Source organism: Ciceribacter sichuanensis (assembly GCF_024055605.1).
GTDB classification, from domain to species: domain Bacteria; phylum Pseudomonadota; class Alphaproteobacteria; order Rhizobiales; family Rhizobiaceae; genus Allorhizobium; species Allorhizobium sichuanense.
Map to the genome: position 1 here is coordinate 1 of NZ_JAMXLX010000005.1, position 18,237 is coordinate 18,237.

23 protein-coding genes and 1 pseudogene are annotated in these 18,237 nt (G+C 61.1%); 17 read left to right on the plus strand and 7 right to left on the minus strand.

The annotated features are described in order from the left end of the window. From NBH21_RS15490 to NBH21_RS15520, 7 genes and pseudogenes are all read left to right on the plus strand, one after another. Positions 1 to 127, plus strand: a pseudogene (locus NBH21_RS15490) (S-(hydroxymethyl)glutathione dehydrogenase); the annotation flags it as partial. 8 nt (positions 128 to 135) lie between these two features. After that, complete coding sequence (fghA, locus tag NBH21_RS15495) at positions 136 to 966, plus strand: S-formylglutathione hydrolase (RefSeq protein WP_250915154.1); 831 nt, start codon at positions 136 to 138, stop codon at positions 964 to 966. Between the two features lie 14 nt (positions 967 to 980). Further along, the gene (locus NBH21_RS15500) at positions 981 to 1,388 is read left to right on the plus strand and encodes a c-type cytochrome (protein ID WP_250915155.1); all 408 of its coding nucleotides are present in this window, start codon (positions 981 to 983) and stop codon (positions 1,386 to 1,388) included. A gap of 173 nt (positions 1,389 to 1,561) precedes the next feature. Further along, positions 1,562 to 3,364: a lanthanide-dependent methanol dehydrogenase XoxF5 gene (xoxF5, locus tag NBH21_RS15505; RefSeq protein ID WP_250915156.1), complete on the plus strand. Its 1,803-nt coding sequence runs from the start codon at positions 1,562 to 1,564 to the stop codon at positions 3,362 to 3,364. Between the two features lie 76 nt (positions 3,365 to 3,440). After that, a complete protein-coding gene (locus NBH21_RS15510) occupies positions 3,441 to 3,971 on the plus strand; it encodes a c-type cytochrome, methanol metabolism-related (RefSeq protein WP_250915157.1) in 531 nt (176 codons plus the stop codon). A 49-nt stretch (positions 3,972 to 4,020) separates the two neighbouring features. Next, positions 4,021 to 4,899 carry a substrate-binding domain-containing protein gene (locus tag NBH21_RS15515; protein WP_425340434.1) on the plus strand — a complete coding sequence of 293 codons (879 nt, stop codon included), beginning with the start codon at positions 4,021 to 4,023 and terminating at the stop codon, positions 4,897 to 4,899. Continuing rightward, positions 4,896 to 5,471 carry a PQQ-dependent catabolism-associated CXXCW motif protein gene (locus NBH21_RS15520; RefSeq protein WP_250915159.1) on the plus strand — a complete coding sequence of 192 codons (576 nt, stop codon included), beginning with the start codon at positions 4,896 to 4,898 and terminating at the stop codon, positions 5,469 to 5,471. Before NBH21_RS15515 ends, NBH21_RS15520 begins: the two co-directional genes overlap by 4 nt. Here the strand turns inward: NBH21_RS15520 and NBH21_RS15525 are convergent, their stop codons facing one another. The 3 genes from NBH21_RS15525 to NBH21_RS15535 are packed head-to-tail and all read right to left on the minus strand — an operon-like array spanning position 5,472 to position 7,497. Beyond that, on the minus strand, positions 5,472 to 6,473 hold the full coding sequence (locus NBH21_RS15525; RefSeq protein WP_250915160.1) for a YncE family protein: 1,002 nt from the start codon (positions 6,471 to 6,473) through the stop codon (positions 5,472 to 5,474). It lies immediately after the preceding gene. Then, a complete protein-coding gene (locus tag NBH21_RS15530; protein WP_250915161.1) occupies positions 6,445 to 6,978 on the minus strand; it encodes an SRPBCC family protein in 534 nt (177 codons plus the stop codon). The genes NBH21_RS15525 and NBH21_RS15530 overlap by 29 nt, the downstream gene beginning before the upstream one ends. Before the next feature lie 9 nt (positions 6,979 to 6,987). Continuing rightward, a complete protein-coding gene (locus NBH21_RS15535) occupies positions 6,988 to 7,497 on the minus strand; it encodes a DUF3280 domain-containing protein (protein ID WP_250915495.1) in 510 nt (169 codons plus the stop codon). 123 nt (positions 7,498 to 7,620) lie between these two features. Between NBH21_RS15535 and NBH21_RS15540 the strand changes: the two genes are divergently transcribed. From NBH21_RS15540 to gfa, 10 genes are all read left to right on the plus strand, one after another. Beyond that, a complete protein-coding gene (locus tag NBH21_RS15540; protein ID WP_250915162.1) occupies positions 7,621 to 8,808 on the plus strand; it encodes an ABC transporter substrate-binding protein in 1,188 nt (395 codons plus the stop codon). 2 nt (positions 8,809 to 8,810) lie between these two features. Next, positions 8,811 to 9,788, plus strand: a complete 978-nt coding sequence (locus NBH21_RS15545; RefSeq protein ID WP_250915163.1) for a YVTN family beta-propeller repeat protein — start codon at positions 8,811 to 8,813, stop codon at positions 9,786 to 9,788. 36 nt (positions 9,789 to 9,824) lie between these two features. Further along, positions 9,825 to 10,292 carry a cupredoxin domain-containing protein gene (locus tag NBH21_RS15550; RefSeq protein WP_250915164.1) on the plus strand — a complete coding sequence of 156 codons (468 nt, stop codon included), beginning with the start codon at positions 9,825 to 9,827 and terminating at the stop codon, positions 10,290 to 10,292. Between the two features lie 23 nt (positions 10,293 to 10,315). After that, the gene (locus NBH21_RS15555) at positions 10,316 to 10,573 is read left to right on the plus strand and encodes a hypothetical protein (RefSeq protein ID WP_250915165.1); all 258 of its coding nucleotides are present in this window, start codon (positions 10,316 to 10,318) and stop codon (positions 10,571 to 10,573) included. Between the two features lie 96 nt (positions 10,574 to 10,669). Continuing rightward, complete coding sequence (locus NBH21_RS15560; protein WP_425340440.1) at positions 10,670 to 11,653, plus strand: ABC transporter substrate-binding protein; 984 nt, start codon at positions 10,670 to 10,672, stop codon at positions 11,651 to 11,653. Further along, entirely contained in the window at positions 11,646 to 12,407 is a 762-nt protein-coding gene (locus NBH21_RS15565) for an ABC transporter permease (protein WP_250915166.1), read from the plus strand. The genes NBH21_RS15560 and NBH21_RS15565 overlap by 8 nt, the downstream gene beginning before the upstream one ends. After that, complete coding sequence (locus NBH21_RS15570; RefSeq protein ID WP_250915167.1) at positions 12,404 to 13,036, plus strand: ABC transporter ATP-binding protein; 633 nt, start codon at positions 12,404 to 12,406, stop codon at positions 13,034 to 13,036. Before NBH21_RS15565 ends, NBH21_RS15570 begins: the two co-directional genes overlap by 4 nt. Next, positions 13,033 to 13,761 carry an ABC transporter ATP-binding protein gene (locus tag NBH21_RS15575; protein ID WP_250915168.1) on the plus strand — a complete coding sequence of 243 codons (729 nt, stop codon included), beginning with the start codon at positions 13,033 to 13,035 and terminating at the stop codon, positions 13,759 to 13,761. Before NBH21_RS15570 ends, NBH21_RS15575 begins: the two co-directional genes overlap by 4 nt. Next, positions 13,758 to 14,552, plus strand: a complete 795-nt coding sequence (locus NBH21_RS15580) for an ABC transporter permease (RefSeq protein ID WP_250915169.1) — start codon at positions 13,758 to 13,760, stop codon at positions 14,550 to 14,552. Before NBH21_RS15575 ends, NBH21_RS15580 begins: the two co-directional genes overlap by 4 nt. Before the next feature lie 118 nt (positions 14,553 to 14,670). Further along, entirely contained in the window at positions 14,671 to 15,240 is a 570-nt protein-coding gene (gene gfa / locus NBH21_RS15585; RefSeq protein WP_250915170.1) for an S-(hydroxymethyl)glutathione synthase, read from the plus strand. A 306-nt stretch (positions 15,241 to 15,546) separates the two neighbouring features. Here the strand turns inward: gfa and NBH21_RS15590 are convergent, their stop codons facing one another. From NBH21_RS15590 to NBH21_RS15605, 4 genes are read right to left on the minus strand one after another with little or no spacing between them, the layout of a single operon-like run. Next, positions 15,547 to 16,140, minus strand: a complete 594-nt coding sequence (locus tag NBH21_RS15590; RefSeq protein WP_250915171.1) for a thioredoxin family protein — start codon at positions 16,138 to 16,140, stop codon at positions 15,547 to 15,549. Between the two features lie 20 nt (positions 16,141 to 16,160). Continuing rightward, complete coding sequence (gene rpe, locus NBH21_RS15595) at positions 16,161 to 16,853, minus strand: ribulose-phosphate 3-epimerase (RefSeq protein WP_250915497.1); 693 nt, start codon at positions 16,851 to 16,853, stop codon at positions 16,161 to 16,163. An 8-nt stretch (positions 16,854 to 16,861) separates the two neighbouring features. Beyond that, complete coding sequence (gene cbbX, locus NBH21_RS15600) at positions 16,862 to 17,794, minus strand: CbbX protein (RefSeq protein WP_425340435.1); 933 nt, start codon at positions 17,792 to 17,794, stop codon at positions 16,862 to 16,864. A gap of 32 nt (positions 17,795 to 17,826) precedes the next feature. Then, positions 17,827 to 18,216: a ribulose bisphosphate carboxylase small subunit gene (locus tag NBH21_RS15605; RefSeq protein WP_250915173.1), complete on the minus strand. Its 390-nt coding sequence runs from the start codon at positions 18,214 to 18,216 to the stop codon at positions 17,827 to 17,829. Positions 18,217 to 18,237: the final 21 nt, after the last annotated feature.

Below are 18,237 nucleotides of genomic sequence, written 5' to 3' on the forward strand. Positions count from 1 at the left end.
CTGGTACATGGAAGGCAAGATCCAGATCGACCCGATGATCACCCACACCATGCCGCTCGAAGACATCAACCATGGCTTCGAACTCATGCACAAGGGTGAATCCATCCGCGGCGTCGTCGTCTATTGAGGTGCCTGATGGAACTCGTGTCGCAAAGCCAGAGTTTTGGTGGAACGCAGTCGGTCTACCGGCACAGGTCCGAAGTCTGCGCCGCGGAAATGACATTCGGCGTCTATCTGCCGCCTGCGGCAAGAGTTCGTCCGGTACCTTTGCTCTGGTATCTCTCGGGGCTGACCTGCACCCATGAGAACGCCATGATCAAGGCGGGCTTGCAGAAGTATGCAGCGGAGCACGACATTGCCGTCGTGTTTCCCGATACCTCGCCGCGTGGCGAAGGCGTTGCGGACGATCAGGCCTATGACCTGGGGCAAGGCGCTGGTTTCTATGTGAATGCAACGCAGAAGCCATGGTCGCGGCATTTCCGCATGTACGACTACGTCGTTTCCGAACTGCCGGCGCTGCTGCAGAGAGAGCTGCCGCTCAATGGCGTCTTCGGCATCACCGGCCACTCGATGGGTGGCCATGGCGCGATGACGATCGCGTTTCGCAATCCGGAGAAATTCCGGTCGCTTTCGGCCTTTGCGCCGATCGTCAATCCGACGCGCTCGGACTGGGGACGCAAACAGTTTTCCGCCTATCTCGGCGACGACGAGGCCCATTGGACGAAGCACGATGCCTGCCTGCTCCTGGCCGATCTCGGCTGGAACGGAGATATCCTGATCGATCAGGGCTCAGCCGACCAGTTTCTCGAGCAGTTGCGGCCCGAGGCGATGGCGCGGTTGATGGCGGAGCGGCGCCAGCCCGGCGTACTGCGCATGCAGGCCGGATACGATCACAGCTACTATTTCGTGGCGAGTTTCGCCGAGGACCATGTGCGTTGGCACGCGGAGCGGCTGAAGGCCGCCTGAGGGAGAGGACAGGCATGATTTCACGACATACTTTGATTTCTGCATTGATTGGAACGCTTGCAACGGGCCTTGCCGCGCCGGTTATGGCGATGGAAGGACTGACCGGCGACGCCGGCGCGGGAGAAAAGGTCTTCCGCAAGTGTCAGGCCTGCCATGCGGTCGGCCCCGGCGCCGTGAGCAAGACGGGACCGCTCCTGACCGGCGTCGTCGGACGCCCGGCGGGCAGTATCGCCGACTACTCCTATTCCTCGGGCATGACCAAGGCAGCCGGAGAGGGGCTGGTGTGGGCGCCTGAAAAGATCTCGGAATTTCTGACCAATCCGAAGGCGTTTCTGCCCGGAACCAAGATGGCCTTCGCGGGGATCCGGAAGGATCAGGAGCGGGCCGATCTGATCGCATATCTATCGACGTTCAAACAATAGAAAGGAGCCAGAGGAACCTTTTCGAGCATGGACCGTAGTGCCTGCGGAGGCGGGTGCGAGAGGTCATCAGGCGCTTCGCAAGGCCGATGCCGGGATAGAGGAGACCCGAAGGGTTTTCCCGGCGCGAAGAGGGTGGATAAACCCTGATCGGCGATATCCAACGGGAGGATAGCATGAAGAGATTGCTCACATTGCTCGCCGTGTTCGCGCTAGGCTGCTCGCAAGTCGCCTTCGCCAATTCGGATGTGCAGAAACAGATAGATGACCCCAACCAGTGGGTTCTCCAGACGGGCGACTACGCCAACCAGCGTTATTCGAAGCTCGACCAGATCAACAAGGAAAACGTCGGCAAGATGCAGGTCTCCTGGACCTTCTCGACGGGCGTCCTGCGCGGCCATGAAGGCTCGCCGCTGGTCGTCGGCAACATGATGTATGTGCATGCACCGTTCCCCAACACGGTCTTTGCGCTCGACCTCGACAAGGAAGGCCAGATCGTCTGGAGATACGAGCCGAAGCAGGATCCGGACGTCATTCCGGTGATGTGCTGCGATACCGTCAACCGCGGTGTCGCCTATGCGGACGGAAAGATCTTCCTGCACCAGGCCGACACCACCGTCGTCGCGCTCGACGCGAAGACCGGCAAGGTGATCTGGAGCGTCAAGAACGGCGATCCGAAGAAGGGCGAAACCAACACCGCAACCGTGCTGCCGGTGAAGGACAAGGTCATCGTCGGCATTTCCGGTGGTGAGTTCGGCGTTCGCGGCTCGGTCACGGCCTATTCGATGGCCGATGGCAAGCTCCTGTGGCGCGGTTATTCGATGGGTCCCGACAGCGATACGCTGATCGATCCGGAGAAGACCACGCATCTCGGCAAGCCGGTCGGCAAGGACTCCGGCCTGACGACATGGGAAGGCGATCAGTGGAAAATCGGTGGCGGTACGACGTGGGGCTGGTATTCCTACGATGCTGAGGAAAACCTGATCTATTACGGTTCGGGCAACCCATCGACCTGGAACCCCAGCCAGCGTCCGGGTGACAATCGCTGGTCGATGACCATCTTCGCCCGTGATGTCGATACCGGCATGACGAAATGGGTCTACCAGATGACGCCCCATGACGAATGGGACTATGACGGCGTCAACGAGATGATCCTGACCGAGCAGAAGTTCGACGGCAAGGACCGCAAGCTGCTCACCCATTTCGACCGTAACGGCTTCGGCTATACGCTGGACCGTCTCTCGGGCGAACTGCTGGTGGCAAAGAAATACGATCCCGCCGTCAACTGGGCGACGGAGGTCGTGATGGACCCGAAGTCCGAACAGTATGGCCGGCCGCAAGTCGTTGCACAGTATTCGACCGAACAGAACGGCGAAGACGTCAACTCGACGGGCATCTGCCCCGCTGCCCTCGGCACCAAGGACCAGCAGCCGGCAGCCTACTCGCCGAAGACCGAACTGTTCTACGTGCCGACCAACCATGTGTGCATGGACTACGAACCGTTCCGCGTCAGCTACACCGCTGGCCAGCCCTATGTGGGTGCGACGCTGTCGATGTATCCGGCTCCGGGCAGCCATGGCGGCATGGGTAACTTCATTGCCTGGGACAACAAGGAAGGCAAGATCAAGTGGTCCCTGCCCGAGAAGTTCTCGGTCTGGTCCGGCGCTCTCGCCACCGCAGGCAATGTCGTCTTCTACGGTACGCTGGAAGGCTATCTGAAGGCAGTCGACGCCGACACGGGCAAGGAGCTCTATCGCTTCAAGACGCCGTCCGGGGTCATCGGCAACGTCATGACCTACAGCCATGGAGGCAAGCAGTATGTGGCCGTGCTTTCGGGCGTCGGCGGCTGGGCCGGTATCGGTCTCGCAGCCGGCCTGACCAACCCGAACGAAGGTCTCGGTGCGGTCGGTGGTTACGCGGCGCTCAGCGACTATACGGCGCTTGGCGGCACGCTGACCGTGTTCTCGCTGCCGAACTGACGGTGGCTTTCGCCCAAAGAACTGGCGCGGGAGAAACCCCGCGCCAGTTCGCTCTCAAGGCTCACAGGGACACAAGATGAACAGTTTTGCTAAAGTCTTGCCGATCGCCTTCGCTGTATCGCTGCTGGCCGGATCCGTTCTGTCGCAGGATGCCGAAAAGAAGGTCGACAACATTACCGCCGTCACCAGCGAGGACGGCCGCTACTACACGGCAGACGGCGTGCCGACCTACAAGATTGCGCCCGACGGCACGATCGACTGGCTGACCTATTCCGGTTTCCGGCGCTACCATTCGGAATGCCATGTCTGTCACGGGCCGGAAGGCGAGGGCTCTTCCTACGCCCCGGCGCTGAAGAATTCCGCCGTCAACATGGATTATTACGCCTTCGTCGACGTGGTGACGAACGGCCGCAAGAGGGTGGATGCGTCCCACAATTCGGTGATGCCGTCCTTTGGCGATAACGTCAACGTCATGTGCTATCTCGACGATATCTACGTCTACCTGAAGGCCCGCGGTACGGATGCGCTGCCGCGTGGTCGACCAGGCAAGAGAGAGGACAAAACCGATGCGATCCGCCAAGCGGAGGCAGACTGCCTTGGCCACTAGAGCACATTTCGATCTGATGCAATCAGATCGGCGCTCCAGGGTTTTCTCCTTGAAGCATAATCCTGTCGATCCTCGTTTCACTCCGGCCGGATTATGCTTCAGGCTTTCGGCAGCGCTGCTCGCCCTCGGGCTTGCAACGATCGGGCAGACGCCGGTCTTCGCCCAGACGTCCGATCTGGTGTCGAAGACGGCGTTTCGCGTCTGTGCGGATCCCGCCAACCTGCCCATGTCGGATCAAGCCGGCGCCGGTTTCGAAAACCGGATTGCCGAACTCTTCGCCGCAGAATTGAAAATGCCGCTGGAATACACATGGTTTCCCATGGCGACCGGCTTCATCCGCAAGACGCTTCAGGCCAACAAATGCGATGTGGTCATCGGCTATGCCCAAGGCGATGAAATGGTGCTCAACACCAATCATTATTACACGTCCGGCTATGTGCTGATCGTACCGTCGGCAAGCCCGCTCACTGCTGTCACCACGATCGGCGATCCTGTTCTCAGGGACAAGCGTATTGGAGTCGTGGCGGGCAGTCCGCCGGCGACGCAAATGACGCATTACGGCTTGATTGCGAAAGCCAAGGGTTATGACCTGATGGTCGACCGACGCTATGAAAACCCGGCCGGGGAAATGCTCTCCGATCTGAAGGCCGGAACGATCGACGCTGCCATTCTCTGGGGTCCCATCGGCGGTCCCATGGTCAAGCAGGGCTATCCGGACTTCAAGGTGATCCCGCTTCTGTCGGAGACCACGCCGCCGAAGCTTTTCTATCGCATCACCATGGGCGTGCGGCAGGGCGAGAAGGTATGGGAGCGCAAGCTCAATTCGCTGATCCGCCGAAACCAGGACAAGATCAATGCCATTTTGACCGATGCTGGCGTGCCGCTCTTGAACGACATGGGCACGGGACCGCTGGAGGCGAAGAAATGAACGCGCGCATGGTGGTTTTGCCCTTCCTGTTCGTCCTTGGGTTCGTCGACCCCGCGCCGGCCGAAGAGGCGCCTGTGTCAAAGGCGGCGGTTGAGGAACCTCAGGATTACCGGCAGGACGAATACCGCGCGCCGGTACCGGCGACGCTCGCCGGCGCCACCGTTGTTTCGACGGGACAGGCGCACCGACTGTGGGAGAGCGGCGAAGCCGCGTTCATCGATGTCCTGCCCCGTCCGCCCAAGCCGAAGGATCTGCCGGAAGGCACGATCTGGAAGGAAAAGCCGCGGATCTCGGTCAAGGGTGCGCTCTGGCTTCCGAACACCGGCTACGGCAAGCTCGCCGATGTGACACTGGACTATTTCCGCAAGGGGCTCGAGAAGGCATCGGGCGGAGACAAGAAGCATCCCCTGCTGTTCTTCTGCCTGCCGGATTGCTGGATGTCGTGGAACGCTGCCAGACGTGCGCTGGAACTCGGTTACGGCAAGGTCTACTGGTATCCCGACGGCAGCGAGGGCTGGGCGGCGGCCGGTTATCCGACCGAACAGTTGACGCCGGAGCCCGGCGGCTCTTGATCAGTTTTCTGCCCCTTTAGCGCTCTTTTGATGATCTGGGCCATCCGCGAGAAACTTGCCGAAGGCCCGCGGACCGTCGCCGGTAGCGATTTCTCCTGCCACCTCAAGCTTTTCAGTGTCGATCAGTGACACGGTGTTGGATGCCCAATTGGCAACGACGACGAACCTTCCGTCAGCCGTCGTGTCGATGCCCTCAGGATATTCTCCAACGGATATGACTGTGACGGGGGCATAGGTCGTTGCATCGAAGACGTTGACGCTATCGTCATACTGGTTGGTGACGAAGCCGTGCCTGCCGGCAAAGGCGACGCCGTAGGGCCGTTCCCGCGTCCTGACCTTGCCGAGAACCTTGCCGTCTTCCGGATCGACCACGGTTACCGTGTTGCTGCCGACATCGGCGGTAAAAAGCCTCCCATCCGGCGAGAATGTTATGCCAAAGGGGCGCTCACCGACCGTGATGCGGCGATGAAGTTCGAGCGTATCCGCAGCGAAGATGGAGACCTGATTGGAATCCCGGTCCGCCGTGGCGAGCCATTTGCCGTCCGGTGAAAGGGCAAGGCCAGCCGGTGCGCTTCCGGTCCTGAGCGTGGTCCTGAGTTCGAGGGTGTCCGAGGCGAGAACCCAAACGCGGGCATTATACCAGTCGGAGACGAAGACACGCTGGCGTCTGTCATCGACGGCTATTCCCATCGGGCCGCCCTCGAGATGGAGTTCGGCTTTCGGTGCCTGAGGCATCAGGCCGTAGCGGCGCACGGTCTTGCTCTCCGGGCTTACAGTAAAGACGGATTTCAGTCCCTGAGAGACGGCCACGCCGGCTGGCTGGCCGGGCACAGTGAGACGTTCGACCTCGATTCCACGGCTGAGATCGATGATGCTCAGATCGCTGGAGGATTGGTTCGTCACATAGGCATAATCGGCCTGAACCGGCTGCGGCGCCAGAAACGCCGCAGCCAGAACCAGTGTCAGCGCGAGGTTATTTGCCGAACTTCTTTTCCAGCGCATCGAGCCCTGCCTTGTAAACGGCGGTGACGGCAGCAATCGCTGCTGCGTCGTTGAGGTTCTCCGGCGGATCGTTGTTCGGATAGCCGCGGTAGAATGCGCCGCGCCATTCGATATGCGAGCCGCCGGTTGCGGTCGGCGTCACGGTGAGGTGGGAGGAGTAGTTGGTGACGGGAAGAACCGCGACGTCCACTTCGTTGATCCGGTAGGAGTAGGACATCTTGGCCGCGTCGTATTTGTAGAGCACCTCCGAAATGGTCGGGCCGCCTTCCTTTTCCAGCGTCAGAACGCGGGTGGCGTCGATCGCATTGCCGCCTTCGCCCTTGGTGGAGAAAATCGCGGGATGCCAGCTCATGTCCTGGAAATTGCCGATCACGGCCCATACGGCATCGGGCGCGGCGGCCACGTCGACCGCAAGGGTGAGTTTCTGACGGGTCGGTCCGTGCGCAAGGGCAATGCCTGGGATGAGCAACAGAAACGTCAGTATCAGGTTACGGATATAGGACATGCTTCCTCCTCAGGATTTAAAGAAATGGTTTTTCAGGATGTAGTCGAGCCCGCGCAGCCAGCTCACATCGGTATTGGACCGGATGTCGACGGCGAGCGCCCGCAGCGCCTCGCCGGTTTTCACTTCGCGCAGGACGAGATTGATGGAGAGGATCAGGTTTGAAACCTTCTGCACTTCTCCCACCAGCACGTAATCGGCGCCGAGGCGCTCGGCCATGCGCCGTTCGCAGCCATAGCAATCGGCGGGGTTGACGGTATTGGCAAGCTCTTCCGCAATCGGGCCGTTGTCGAGGACGATGAAACCCATTTCCGCAAATCGTTTTCGCGTCGTCTCCTCGAGAAGACGGGTGCGGGCGGTCTGGTCGGGGCGCTCGCCGTTATAAGCGCCTTCGGTGGACGTATCGATGAAGGTTATCCCGAGAAAGGCGATTTTCGCATTGGCTTTGAGCGGCTTGTCCAGGTTCGACAGGGCAAGCGCGGGCATCAGGATCAGGAAAAGCGATAACAGGATGCGCAGCATGCGGGTGAGCGTAGCATAGCGAAATTGCGACACCACGATCCATAAGTATCGGTTTCGCTGCACAACCCTGACTGTTATCCTCACCTTCAGGACGGTCAGGAAGATTGGGAGGTCATTCCGACAATGTCTAAGCCGCAGCTTACGCTTGCCACCCTTTGCCTTGCGCTTCTTGCGGCACCTGCTTCGTGGGCGCTTGAGGTGAAGGTTGCCTTGCTTCGCGTCGATAAACCCATGCTGCCGCCGATCTCGCGGCTCGATGTGCCGCCTGCGGATCTGGGGCTTGCCGGCGCCAACCTCGGCAACGAGGATAATCGCACCACAGGCGCCTTCACCGGCACGGACTACAAGCTGACCACGAAGACAGTAGCGCCGGCGGAGGCCCTTGCGGCGCTGGATGCCCTCAAGGCCGAGGGTATACGCCTCATTGCGGTGATTTCCGATGGCGAGACGCTGAAGCAGCTCGCGGACCGCGCCGGTCCCGATACGTTGATCCTGAATGCCGGTGCCCGTGACGATGCGTTGCGCGATGCCGAGTGCCGGGCGAATGTCCTGCATGTCTCGCCCAGCCGCTCCATGCTGACCGACAGCGTCGTGCAGTTCCTGATGTGGAAGAAGTGGGCGCGGATCATGCTGATCTACGGCTCCCATCCCGAAGACAAGCTGCTTGCCGACAGTTATCGCAAATCGGCCGCGAAGTTCGGCGCGAAGATCGTCGAGGAGCGCGAGTTCGTCGATACCGGCGGTGCGCGGCGAACCGATACTGGCCATGTGCAGGTCCAGCGACAGATCCCGGTCTTTACCCAGGAAGCCAAGGAGCACGACGTCACTGTCGCCGCCGACGAGACGGACGTTTTCGCCGCCTATCTGCCCTATCATTCCTGGGATCCGAGGCCGGTTGCCGGCTCGGCCGGGCTGATGCCGCTGTCCTGGCATCCGGCGCACGAGTCCTGGGGGGCTACCCAATTCCACCGCCGTTTCGAAAAGCTTGCCGGCCGCAGCATGCGTGAGGAGGACTATCAGGCCTGGCTTGCCATGCGGGTGGTGGGCGAAGCCGTTACGCGTTCCGGCAAGGCAGATGCGAAATCGATCCGCGACTATGCGCTTTCGAAGGATTTCGATCTTGCCGCCTTCAAGGGGCAGAAACTGACATTCCGCACATGGAACGGCCAGATGCGCCAGCCGATCCTGCTCGGCGACGGGCGCATCACCGTCTCCGTCTCGCCGCAGGACGGTTACCTGCACCAGTTCTCCCCGCTCGATACGCTGGGGATCGATGCGCCAGAAACCGCCTGCCACGCTTTTGGAGGATAAACATGCTGAAACCCGCCTTCGTGATCCTGCCCCTTGCGCTCATGATGAGCGGGCCGGCGCTCGCCAACAAGGTGTTCGTTACCAACGAGCGCGGCAACAGCGTCACGGTGCTCGACAGCACGACCTGGGAAAAGATCGCCGAGTTTCCGGCGGGAAATCGCCCGCGCGGGATCACCATCAGCCCCGATGGCAAGGAACTCTATGTCTGTGCGTCGGACGACGATACGGTCAGGGTGTTCGACCCGGAGACCTACAAGGAATTGCATACGCTGCCGTCCGGGCCTGATCCGGAACTCTTTGCGCTGCATCCGTCCGGCAACCCGCTCTACATCGCCAACGAGGACGACAATCTGGTGACCGTGGTGGACACCAGGACGCATCAGGTGCTCGCCGAAATTCCCGTCGGCGTCGAGCCGGAAGGGGTGGCCGTCAGTCCCGATGCCAAGACGCTGATCAACACGTCAGAAACCACCAACATGGCGCATTTCATCGACACCTCAACCTACGAGATCGTGCACAACGTGCTGGTCGACCAGCGGCCGCGCTACGCCGAATTCACCGCCGACGGAAAGAAGCTCTATGTCAGCGCCGAGATCGGCGGCACCGTTTCCGTCATCAATCTCGGTGGTGAGGGTGAGCCGAAGGTCGACAAGAAGATAACCTTCGAGGTTCCGGGTGTCCTGCATGAATGGCTGCAGCCCGTCGGCATCAAGGCGACCCGCGACGGTTCGCGCGTGTTTGTGGCGCTCGGGCCGGCAAACCGGGTTGCCGTTGTCGATGCGGCGACGGATGAGGTGCTCGATTATCTGCTGGTGGGGCAGCGGGTCTGGCAGATGGCCTTCACCCCGAAGGAGGATTTTCTCGTCGTCACCAACGGCAATTCCAACGATGTCAGCATCATCGACGTGAAGGCGGAGAAGGTCATTCGTTCGGTGCCGGTCGGCGAACAGCCATGGGGCGTGGTGGTGGCGCCGGATTGATTTTGGACATGCAATTTCATTGGGAGGATTTCGAACATGCATAAGTTTCTAATCGCGGCATTTGCCGCCTTGCTGGCGGTTCCGGCGACGGGAATGCTGGCGAACACACCGGCTCTTGCCGCGCCGCTTTGCGACAAGCTCGGGTTCGCCGGGCTGCTCGCCAAATGCAATCGTGGAGAGCCGATCGAGCTTACGCTCGCATCGGGCAAGCCGCTCGGCGCGGGCGAGGTGAAACTGCAATCCGGCGCCTATTACGAGCTGAAGATCACCGCCGACGGTTCGGCCGAACTGGGGATCTCAGGGCCTGAATTCTTTCGGGCGATCTGGATGAACGAGATCGTCATCAACGGCATTGAGGTGCGGCCGATGGCGATCGACAGCCTTGAATTCGACAAGGCCGGTCTCGCCACTCTGTCGTTCATCGCCATCAAGCCCGGCAGTTACGAGGTTCGCATCCCGAATACCGCGAGTGACAGCCAGAAGATCAAGATTGCCATTCAATAATTCTGTTCAGGAGGACCAGTGACATGACCAGGCATTTGATGACGATTGCCATTCTCTCAGCCGTTTTCGCCATGCCGCTCAGCGCTTCCGCCGAGGAAGTGCCGGCCGACAAGCAGACGGCGATCCTCGCTATGCTGAAGACCATGCAATGCGAGGTCGATCCGGCCAATATCGAGGCGGATGACGGTGGGTTCGAACTGGATGACGTCTTCTGCGCCGATGGGCAGTACGACATGAAGCTGAACGCCGATCTGAGCGTCGCCGATAAGCGCAAGGAATAGCGCTTGTCGGCGTTTCCTGCCGGGCCGGAGAATCGTGTAAGAACGCAACGGCGAGTGGACCGGCGGGAAAAGGCAGGTCCTGGGAGGTCTGGAATGATGAAGATATCTACGGGAATTCTGTCTGGCGTACTGGCAGGCTGTCTGCTGGCGATGGGCATTACACTGGCGATTGCCGAGGAACCGCCGAAGCTGCGTGCCGCCATGCTGGCGTCCGGCACGGTCAACTGGGAAATCGCCACGATCAAGGCCAATGGCTTCGACCGGAAGAACGGTTTCGAGATGGCCGTGCAGGATTACGCGGATAACGGCGCGACGCGCGTCGCCTTCGAAGGCGGCGAGGCCGATACTATGGTGGCCGACTGGATCTGGGTGGCCTATCAGCGGGCAGCGGGCAAGGACTATGTGTTCATTCCCTATTCGCGCGCGGTCGGCGGGCTGGTCGTCAAGGACGACAGCCCGGTCAAGGCCCTGCCGGATCTTGCGGGGCAGAAGATCGGCATTGCCGGCGGGCCGCTCGACAAGAGTTGGCTGATCCTTCGGGCCTACGCGAAAAAGAAATACGACATGGATCTGGCGGGTAGCACTGAACAGGTGTTCGCGGCACCGCCACTGATCTTCAAGTCGGCTCTTTCGGGTGAAACTGCTGCCGCCGTCAACTTCTGGCATTTCCTCGCCAAGATGAAGGCGAAAGGCATGCATGATCTGGTGACCGTTGCCGACGCCGCCACCGAACTCGGGCTCGATCCCGATACGCCGCTTCTCGGCTATGTGCTGAAAGGCGACTATGTGGCCGCTCATCCCGAGATCGCGCGGGGGCTCTACAAGGCTTCGCTTGCCGCCAAGGAATTGCTGCGCACAGACGATGCCGCCTGGGAGGGATTGCGTGGCCAGATGAATGCCGCCGATGACAAGGAATTCTCGGCGCTTCGCGATGGCTATCGCGCGGGCATTCCAAGCGGCAAGCCCATTGATGAGGCGGCGGCCGACAGGTTCCTGAAGATCATGGCCGAACTCGGCGGCGAGGAACTGGTCGGCAAGGCCACCTCCCTGCCGGAAGGAGTATTCCTCCACCTTGAATGATGCCCTTGGAAATCCGGTGGTGGTCCGTTCCGTTTCGCTCGGTCTGATCCTGCTTGTCTGGATCGTTGCCGCAGGGCTGACCGCCGACGCGACCGTGCTGCCGCAGCCGTGGACGTTGCTTGAACCGTTCGTCCGTGTCGTCGGCTCCGGCGCGTTGCCTTATCATCTGGGTATGACGCTGTTTCGGGTTGTCTGCGCCTTCGTGCCGGCCATGCTGATCGGGGCGGCCATCGGCTTTCTGATGGGGCGTTTTCCGAGTGTCGACCGCTGGCTCGATCCTTGGCTCGTCGTGTTCCTTAACCTGCCGGCGCTCGTGCTGATCGTGCTTTGCTATCTGTGGATCGGTCTCAACGAAACGGCGGCGATCCTGGCAGTCGTGCTCAACAAGATCCCCAATGTCGCGACGCTGGTGCGCGAGGGCGCACGGGCGCTCGATCCCGATCTCGATGCCATGGCGAAGGTCTATCGCATGAGCGGTCCGGCAAGGTTGCGCCATGTCGTGCTGCCGCAGCTTGCGCCTTTTCTCGCAGGCGCTGCGCGTTCCGGCATCGCGGTGATCTGGAAGATCGTGCTGGTCGTCGAGTTTCTCGGCCGTTCCAGCGGCATCGGTTTCCAGATCCATTTCTATTTCCAGCTTTTCGACGTCACCATGGTGCTGGTCTATGCCTTGACCTTCATTGTCGTGATGCTTGTGGTCGAAGCCCTGTTGTTGCAGCCGGTGGAACGTCGGGCACGGCGCTGGAGGACGGCATGATCAGGGTCGATATTCGTCGAAAGGCCTTCGGAGACAATGTCATCCTGAAGGATATCCACTTCGAAATGGCAGGCGGGGAAACCGTTGCCATTCTGGGGTCGTCGGGTATCGGCAAGTCGACCCTACTCAGGCTGATCGCCGGCATCGATCCAGTCTTCGAAGGATTGGTCGAGCGCCCGCCCAATATCGCCATGGTGTTTCAGGAGCCGGTGCTCTTGCCGTGGCGAAGCGTCTTGCAGAACCTGACGATCGTGCATCCCACGCTTGGCGATGAGGCAGCCCTTTCGGCGCTTCATCGCATAGGCATTGCCGACAAGGCTGGGCTTTTTCCCGGGCAACTCTCGCTCGGCCAGCAGCGCCGGCTGGCGCTGGCGCGAGCCTTTGCCGGAAGGCCGGAACTGCTGGTGATGGACGAACCGTATGTTTCTCTCGATCCCGAGACAGCGGAAGAGATGCTGGAACTCACCGAGGCGCTGGTTGCCGAGACGCGGCCGGCCGTCATTCTGGTGACCCATTCGGAAAGGGAGGCGGAACGCCTCGCCGGTCGCCGGCTCCGGCTGGCCGGTCACCCGGCGACGATTACGGATCGCGGCGGTGACGCCGTTTCCAAACGGGGGACGGCGCGATGAAGGGCTTGGATATCCGCCATGTCAGCTATCGTTACGGCGAGCGCAGGGCGCTGGATGATGTCAGCTTCGGCGTAATGCCCGGGCGTTTCTGCGCGTTGCTCGGGCCGAATGGCGCCGGAAAGTCTACGCTTTTTGCCCTGCTGACGCGGCTGATCGTGGCGGACGAGGGGACGATCGGTGTCGCCGGCTTCGATATCGCGCGCTCACCGCGATCCGCGCTCGCCCGCATCGGCGTCGTCTTCCAGCAACCGACGCTCGACCTCGACATGACGGTCAGGCGGAACATGCGCTATTTCGCCGGCCTGCATGGCCTTTCCGGGAGAGAGGCCGCGGAGGCCATCGAGCGGTCGCTGGAACAGCTCGGTATGGCCGAGCGTGCCGACGAGCAGGTGAGGGCGCTCAATGGCGGCCATCGCCGGCGCATGGAGATCGCCCGCGCGCTGGTGCATCGTCCCGACATTCTGCTGCTCGACGAGCCGACGGTCGGGCTCGATGCCGCGTCACGGCAGGCGATTACGGATCATGTGCATCAGTTGGCGGAAGGTGGCCTTGCCGTGCTCTGGGCGACGCATCTGGTGGACGAGATCGCCATGTCGGATCAGGTTGTGGTGCTGCATCGGGGAAAGGTGCTGAGCGACGGCATCGCTTCCGATCTTGCGGGCGGGCAGGGGTTGGCGAAGGCTTTTCTCGCGATGACGGCAGAAGGTAGCGAGGCGACCCCATGAAGCCCTGGCTCACTGCACTTTTCGCCATCATCACCCGCGAAAACCTGCGTTTCATCCGTCAACGCGGGCGCTTCCTTGCGGCGCTGGTGCGGCCACTTGTCTGGCTTCTGGTCTTTGCCGCCGGTTTTCGCGCCGCTCTCGGCGTTTCGATCATTCCGCCCTACCAGACCTATATCACCTATGAGGTCTATATCGTGCCGGGGCTTTGCGGCATGATCCAGCTGTTCAATGGCATGCAGTCGTCGCTGTCGCTGGTCTACGATCAGGAAATGGGGTCGATGCGGCTTCTTTTGACGTCGCCGCTGCCCCGCTGGTGGCTGCTGTTTTCCAAGCTGCTCGCCGGCGTCATCGTATCCATCCTGCAGGTCATGGTTTTCCTCGGTATCGCCGCGCTGACGGGTATCGAACTGCCGCCCCTCGGTTACATTGCGGTGCTGCCGGCCCTGCTTCTGAGCGGCTTGATGCTTGGAGCCTTCGGCCTGCTGATCTCGTCGACCATCCGGCAGCTCGAGAATTTCGCCGGCGTCATGAACTTCGTGATCTTTCCGATGTTCTTCCTGTCCTCGGCGCTCTATCCGCTCTGGAAGATGGCCGAGAGCTCGCCGCTGCTGCGCGATATCTGCGCCTATAACCCCTTCACCCATGCCGTCGAACTCATCCGTTTTGCCCTTTATGGCGAACTCAACCTGGAAGCTCTCGCCTGGGTCGTCGGCTGTTTCGTGGTGTTCATGCTGGCGGCGCTCTGGGGTTACGATCCCGCCCGCGCCATGCTGCGTCCCCGAGGCCGCTGAGGCCCTCGCCGCGCGAAAAACCGACACTTTCCGCTATATTGTCGCGAGACCTTTTTGCCCCGATCCTGTCCTTGAAATGATGACGCTGGAGGCGTCGAAACCCGAGGAGGAGGACCCCATGATTAAGCTGCATCCGTCCATCGACAACGGCTGGCCGCCAGCAAAGGCCGGCTTTTCCGGCGGTACGTTGACGTGCAAATGCGCCACCAATCCGGTGACGGTCGAGATCGGCGCGCAGACGGCGTACAACCACGCCTGCGGCTGCACCAAATGCTGGAAGCCGAAGGGCGCGATCTTCGCCCAGATCGCGGTTGTGTCGCGCGACAAGGTCAAGGTCACCTCGGGCGAGGAAAAGCTCTACATTGTCGATCCCAATGCGACGATCCAGCGTCATGCCTGCAAGGAATGCGGTACCCACATGTATGGCCGCATCGAGAATACCAACCATGCCTTTTACGGGCTCGACTTCGTTCATACCGAACTCAGCGACGAGACCGGCTGGTCGCCGCCGGAATTTGCGGCTTTCGTATCCTCGGTGATCGAGAGCGGCGTCAGCCCCGACAAGATGGCTGAAATCCGGGCGCGCCTCAACGAACTGGGCCTGCCGCCCTATGACGCCCTTTCGCCCGCGCTTATGGATGCGATCGCGACACATATTGCCAAGCAGTCGGGTGCACTGGCCGCATAAACCGGGATGGCGAAAGGCCGCCCGGCCTCGATCCCGATATGGTCATGTCCAAGGAAGATGGGGGCGGGGTCTTTGACAAAAACCGCCCGCATCGTCCCGTATCCCGTGCCAGCGAGGCCAAGCCAGCCGCCTCCCGCAACCGCCCGCTCCTTTGCATATCTTGCAGGGGACGGGTGGGGCTTGGGAGGCTTTGTTGTGAAATACCGAGAGTATCTGGCGTATTTGCTCTGATGCCGGAGAGACAGGAAACCCAGGCACGACGTCCTGGGTCAAGGATTCCAAATCCGTTTGTTACTGCCCTGTATCTCAGGATTGAACTGTCACCGAAGACCAGTCGTCCGCCGGGCTACCGGCTTTCCACTTGATCGAGCAGCCGATGGAGGGCTGTTGCACGGCGGGTCCCTGTCCGGTGCGGGCAATCTGGATCATGGCTGCGAGGAGGTCGCGACGCATGTCGCCGGCCTCCTTTTCCTTGCGTGACGCATCGAGACGGCCGCGATACCGGAGTTCCAGTCCGCTGTTGAAGCCGAAGAAATCAGGTGTGCAGACGGCGCCGTAAGCGCGGGCGACAGCCTGATCCTCGTCGTGGAGATAGGGAAAGGGCAGGGCGTGTTCCTCGGCAAAACGCTTCATGTTTTCGAAGGAATCGTCGGGATAGGCGCTGGCATCGTTGGAGTTGATCGCCACGAAGCCGATGCCGTGCTTTTCGAGTTCGAGCGCATCCTCGACGATCCGCTCGATCACGGCCTTCACATAGGGGCAGTGATTGCAGATGAAGGCGACGACGAGGCCGTTCGGACCGGCAAGATCGTGGATAGAGAAGGCCCGGCCTTCCGTTCCAATGAGGCGGGCGTCTGCCGCCTTCCAGCCGAAATCGCAAATCGGAGCCGTTGCTGCCATTGTCTTCTCCTTCACTGGTTTCAGGCGGCTTCCTGAACGCCCTCCGATGCCTTGCGCAGCGCGGAGATGTTGCCCGCATAGGCCTGTTCGCCGCCCTTGAAGATCGCGGACCCCGCAACGAGTATATCGGCTCCTGCTGACACGACCAGCGGTGCCGTCTGTGGCGTAACACCGCCGTCGATCTCGATCATGATCGGCCGCTTGCCGATCATCGACTTCACCCGCCGGACCTTTTCCACCACCGAGGGGATGAAGGCCTGGCCGCCGAAGCCGGGGTTCACGGTCATCATCAGCACGAGGTCGACGCGATCAAGTGAATATTCGATGACGCTTTCCGGCGTCGAGGGATTGAGCGAAACGCCGGCCTTGCAGCCGAGATCGCGGATCGCCTGAAGCGAGCGGTCGAGATGGGTGCAAGCCTCGGCATGGACGGTGATGTAGTCGCAGCCGGCTTCCGCGAAGGCCGCGAGATACGGATCGGCGGGCTCGATCATCAGGTGACAGTCGAACACCTTGTCCGTGCGCCTACGGATCGCCTTGATAACAGGAGGTCCGAAGGTGATGTTCGGCACGAAATGACCGTCCATGACGTCGAGATGGATCCAGTCGGCGCCGGCGCGGCAGACGGCCTCGACTTCTTCCCCGAGGCGGGAGAAATCGGCTGATAGCACCGACGGCGCGATGATGATGTCGGATATCGTCTTGGGTGTCATCTCGGTTATCATGGCGATACCTCCCGGGGTTGGCCTGGCATGGTGAAGACGCGGCTTGCTGCGATGTCGCGGTCTATGATGGTCGAAAGTTGCTCGGCGTTGACAGGTCCCTTCGTTTCCTCGAACAGGCGGTTGGCCTGTCTCAGCCGTGCCCTGTCGAGCGCATTGCGGATGGAGCGGGCATTGGCGAAATGCGGTTGGCGGCGTCGGCGGGCGATATAATCGGCCATCACCGTTACCGCCCCCCGGTCGAGATGATAGCCCTGCCGGTCCAGCATGCTTTCGGCGATGGAGAGCAGCTCGCCATCGTCATAATCCGGGAAGTCGATGTGGTGGGCGATGCGCGAGCGAAACCCCGGATTGCTTTCGAAAAAGCGGTCCATGCGGTCGGAATAGCCGGCAAGGATCACCACGAGGTCGTCGCGGTTGTTTTCCATGACCTGCAGCAGGATTTCGATTGCTTCCTGGCCGTAGTCGCGCTCGTTGTCGGGGCGATAGAGATAGTAGGCCTCGTCGATGAAGAGCACGCCGCCCATGGCCTTCTTCAGGATCTCCTTGGTCTTGGGCGCCGTGTGGCCGATATACTGGCCCACCAGATCGTCGCGGGTCACCGAGACCAGATGGCCCTTGCGGATATAGCCCAGCCGGTGAAGCAGGTCGGCCATGCGCAGCGCGACCGTGGTCTTGCCGGTGCCGGGATTGCCGGTGAAGCTCATGTGCAGGGAGGGAGGCTCGTGGGAAAGCCCCATGGCGCGGCGTGCCCGCTCGACCAGCAGCAGTGCCGCCGTCTCGCGGATGCGCTGCTTCACCGGTTTCAGGCCGACGAGCTGTCGGTCCAGCTCGTCGAGAATGTCGCTCACCCCGGAGGTGCGATATTCCTCCCTGAGGTCGACGGTTTCAGGTGGTCCTTCGTCATCCGGGATCTTCTCTGGCATGGCCATCGTCCTTCCTCCCTCTCATGCTTTCGGTTCGATCAGCGCGCCGTTGCCCACGAATAGTGCTGCGACCGGCTGCGCACATCGGTCCTGATCATCGACAGTTCCGGCTCGTGTTCCGGGCGATTGACGATGAAGGACATGGTCACCGTTTCGAGGCCACGTGTGGAGTCGAAGGCGTTGAGGCGGATGTAGTGCTGCGGATAGGCCTTGCGGCATTCGTCGAGTTCCATCGTCACGCCCTTGGCATCCTTCAGGTCGAACATGGGGTTGCCCCACATTTCCCAATAGGTGTTCCGTGGGTGCGGATCGTCGGTATACTCGATGCCGATGGCCCAGCCCCTGCGCAGGCAGTATTCCACCTGCGCGGTGATCTGTTCGTCCGTGAGGTCGGGCAGGAACGAGAAGCAGCCCTGGGTGATACGCATTTCCGTTCTCCTTCTTTCTTG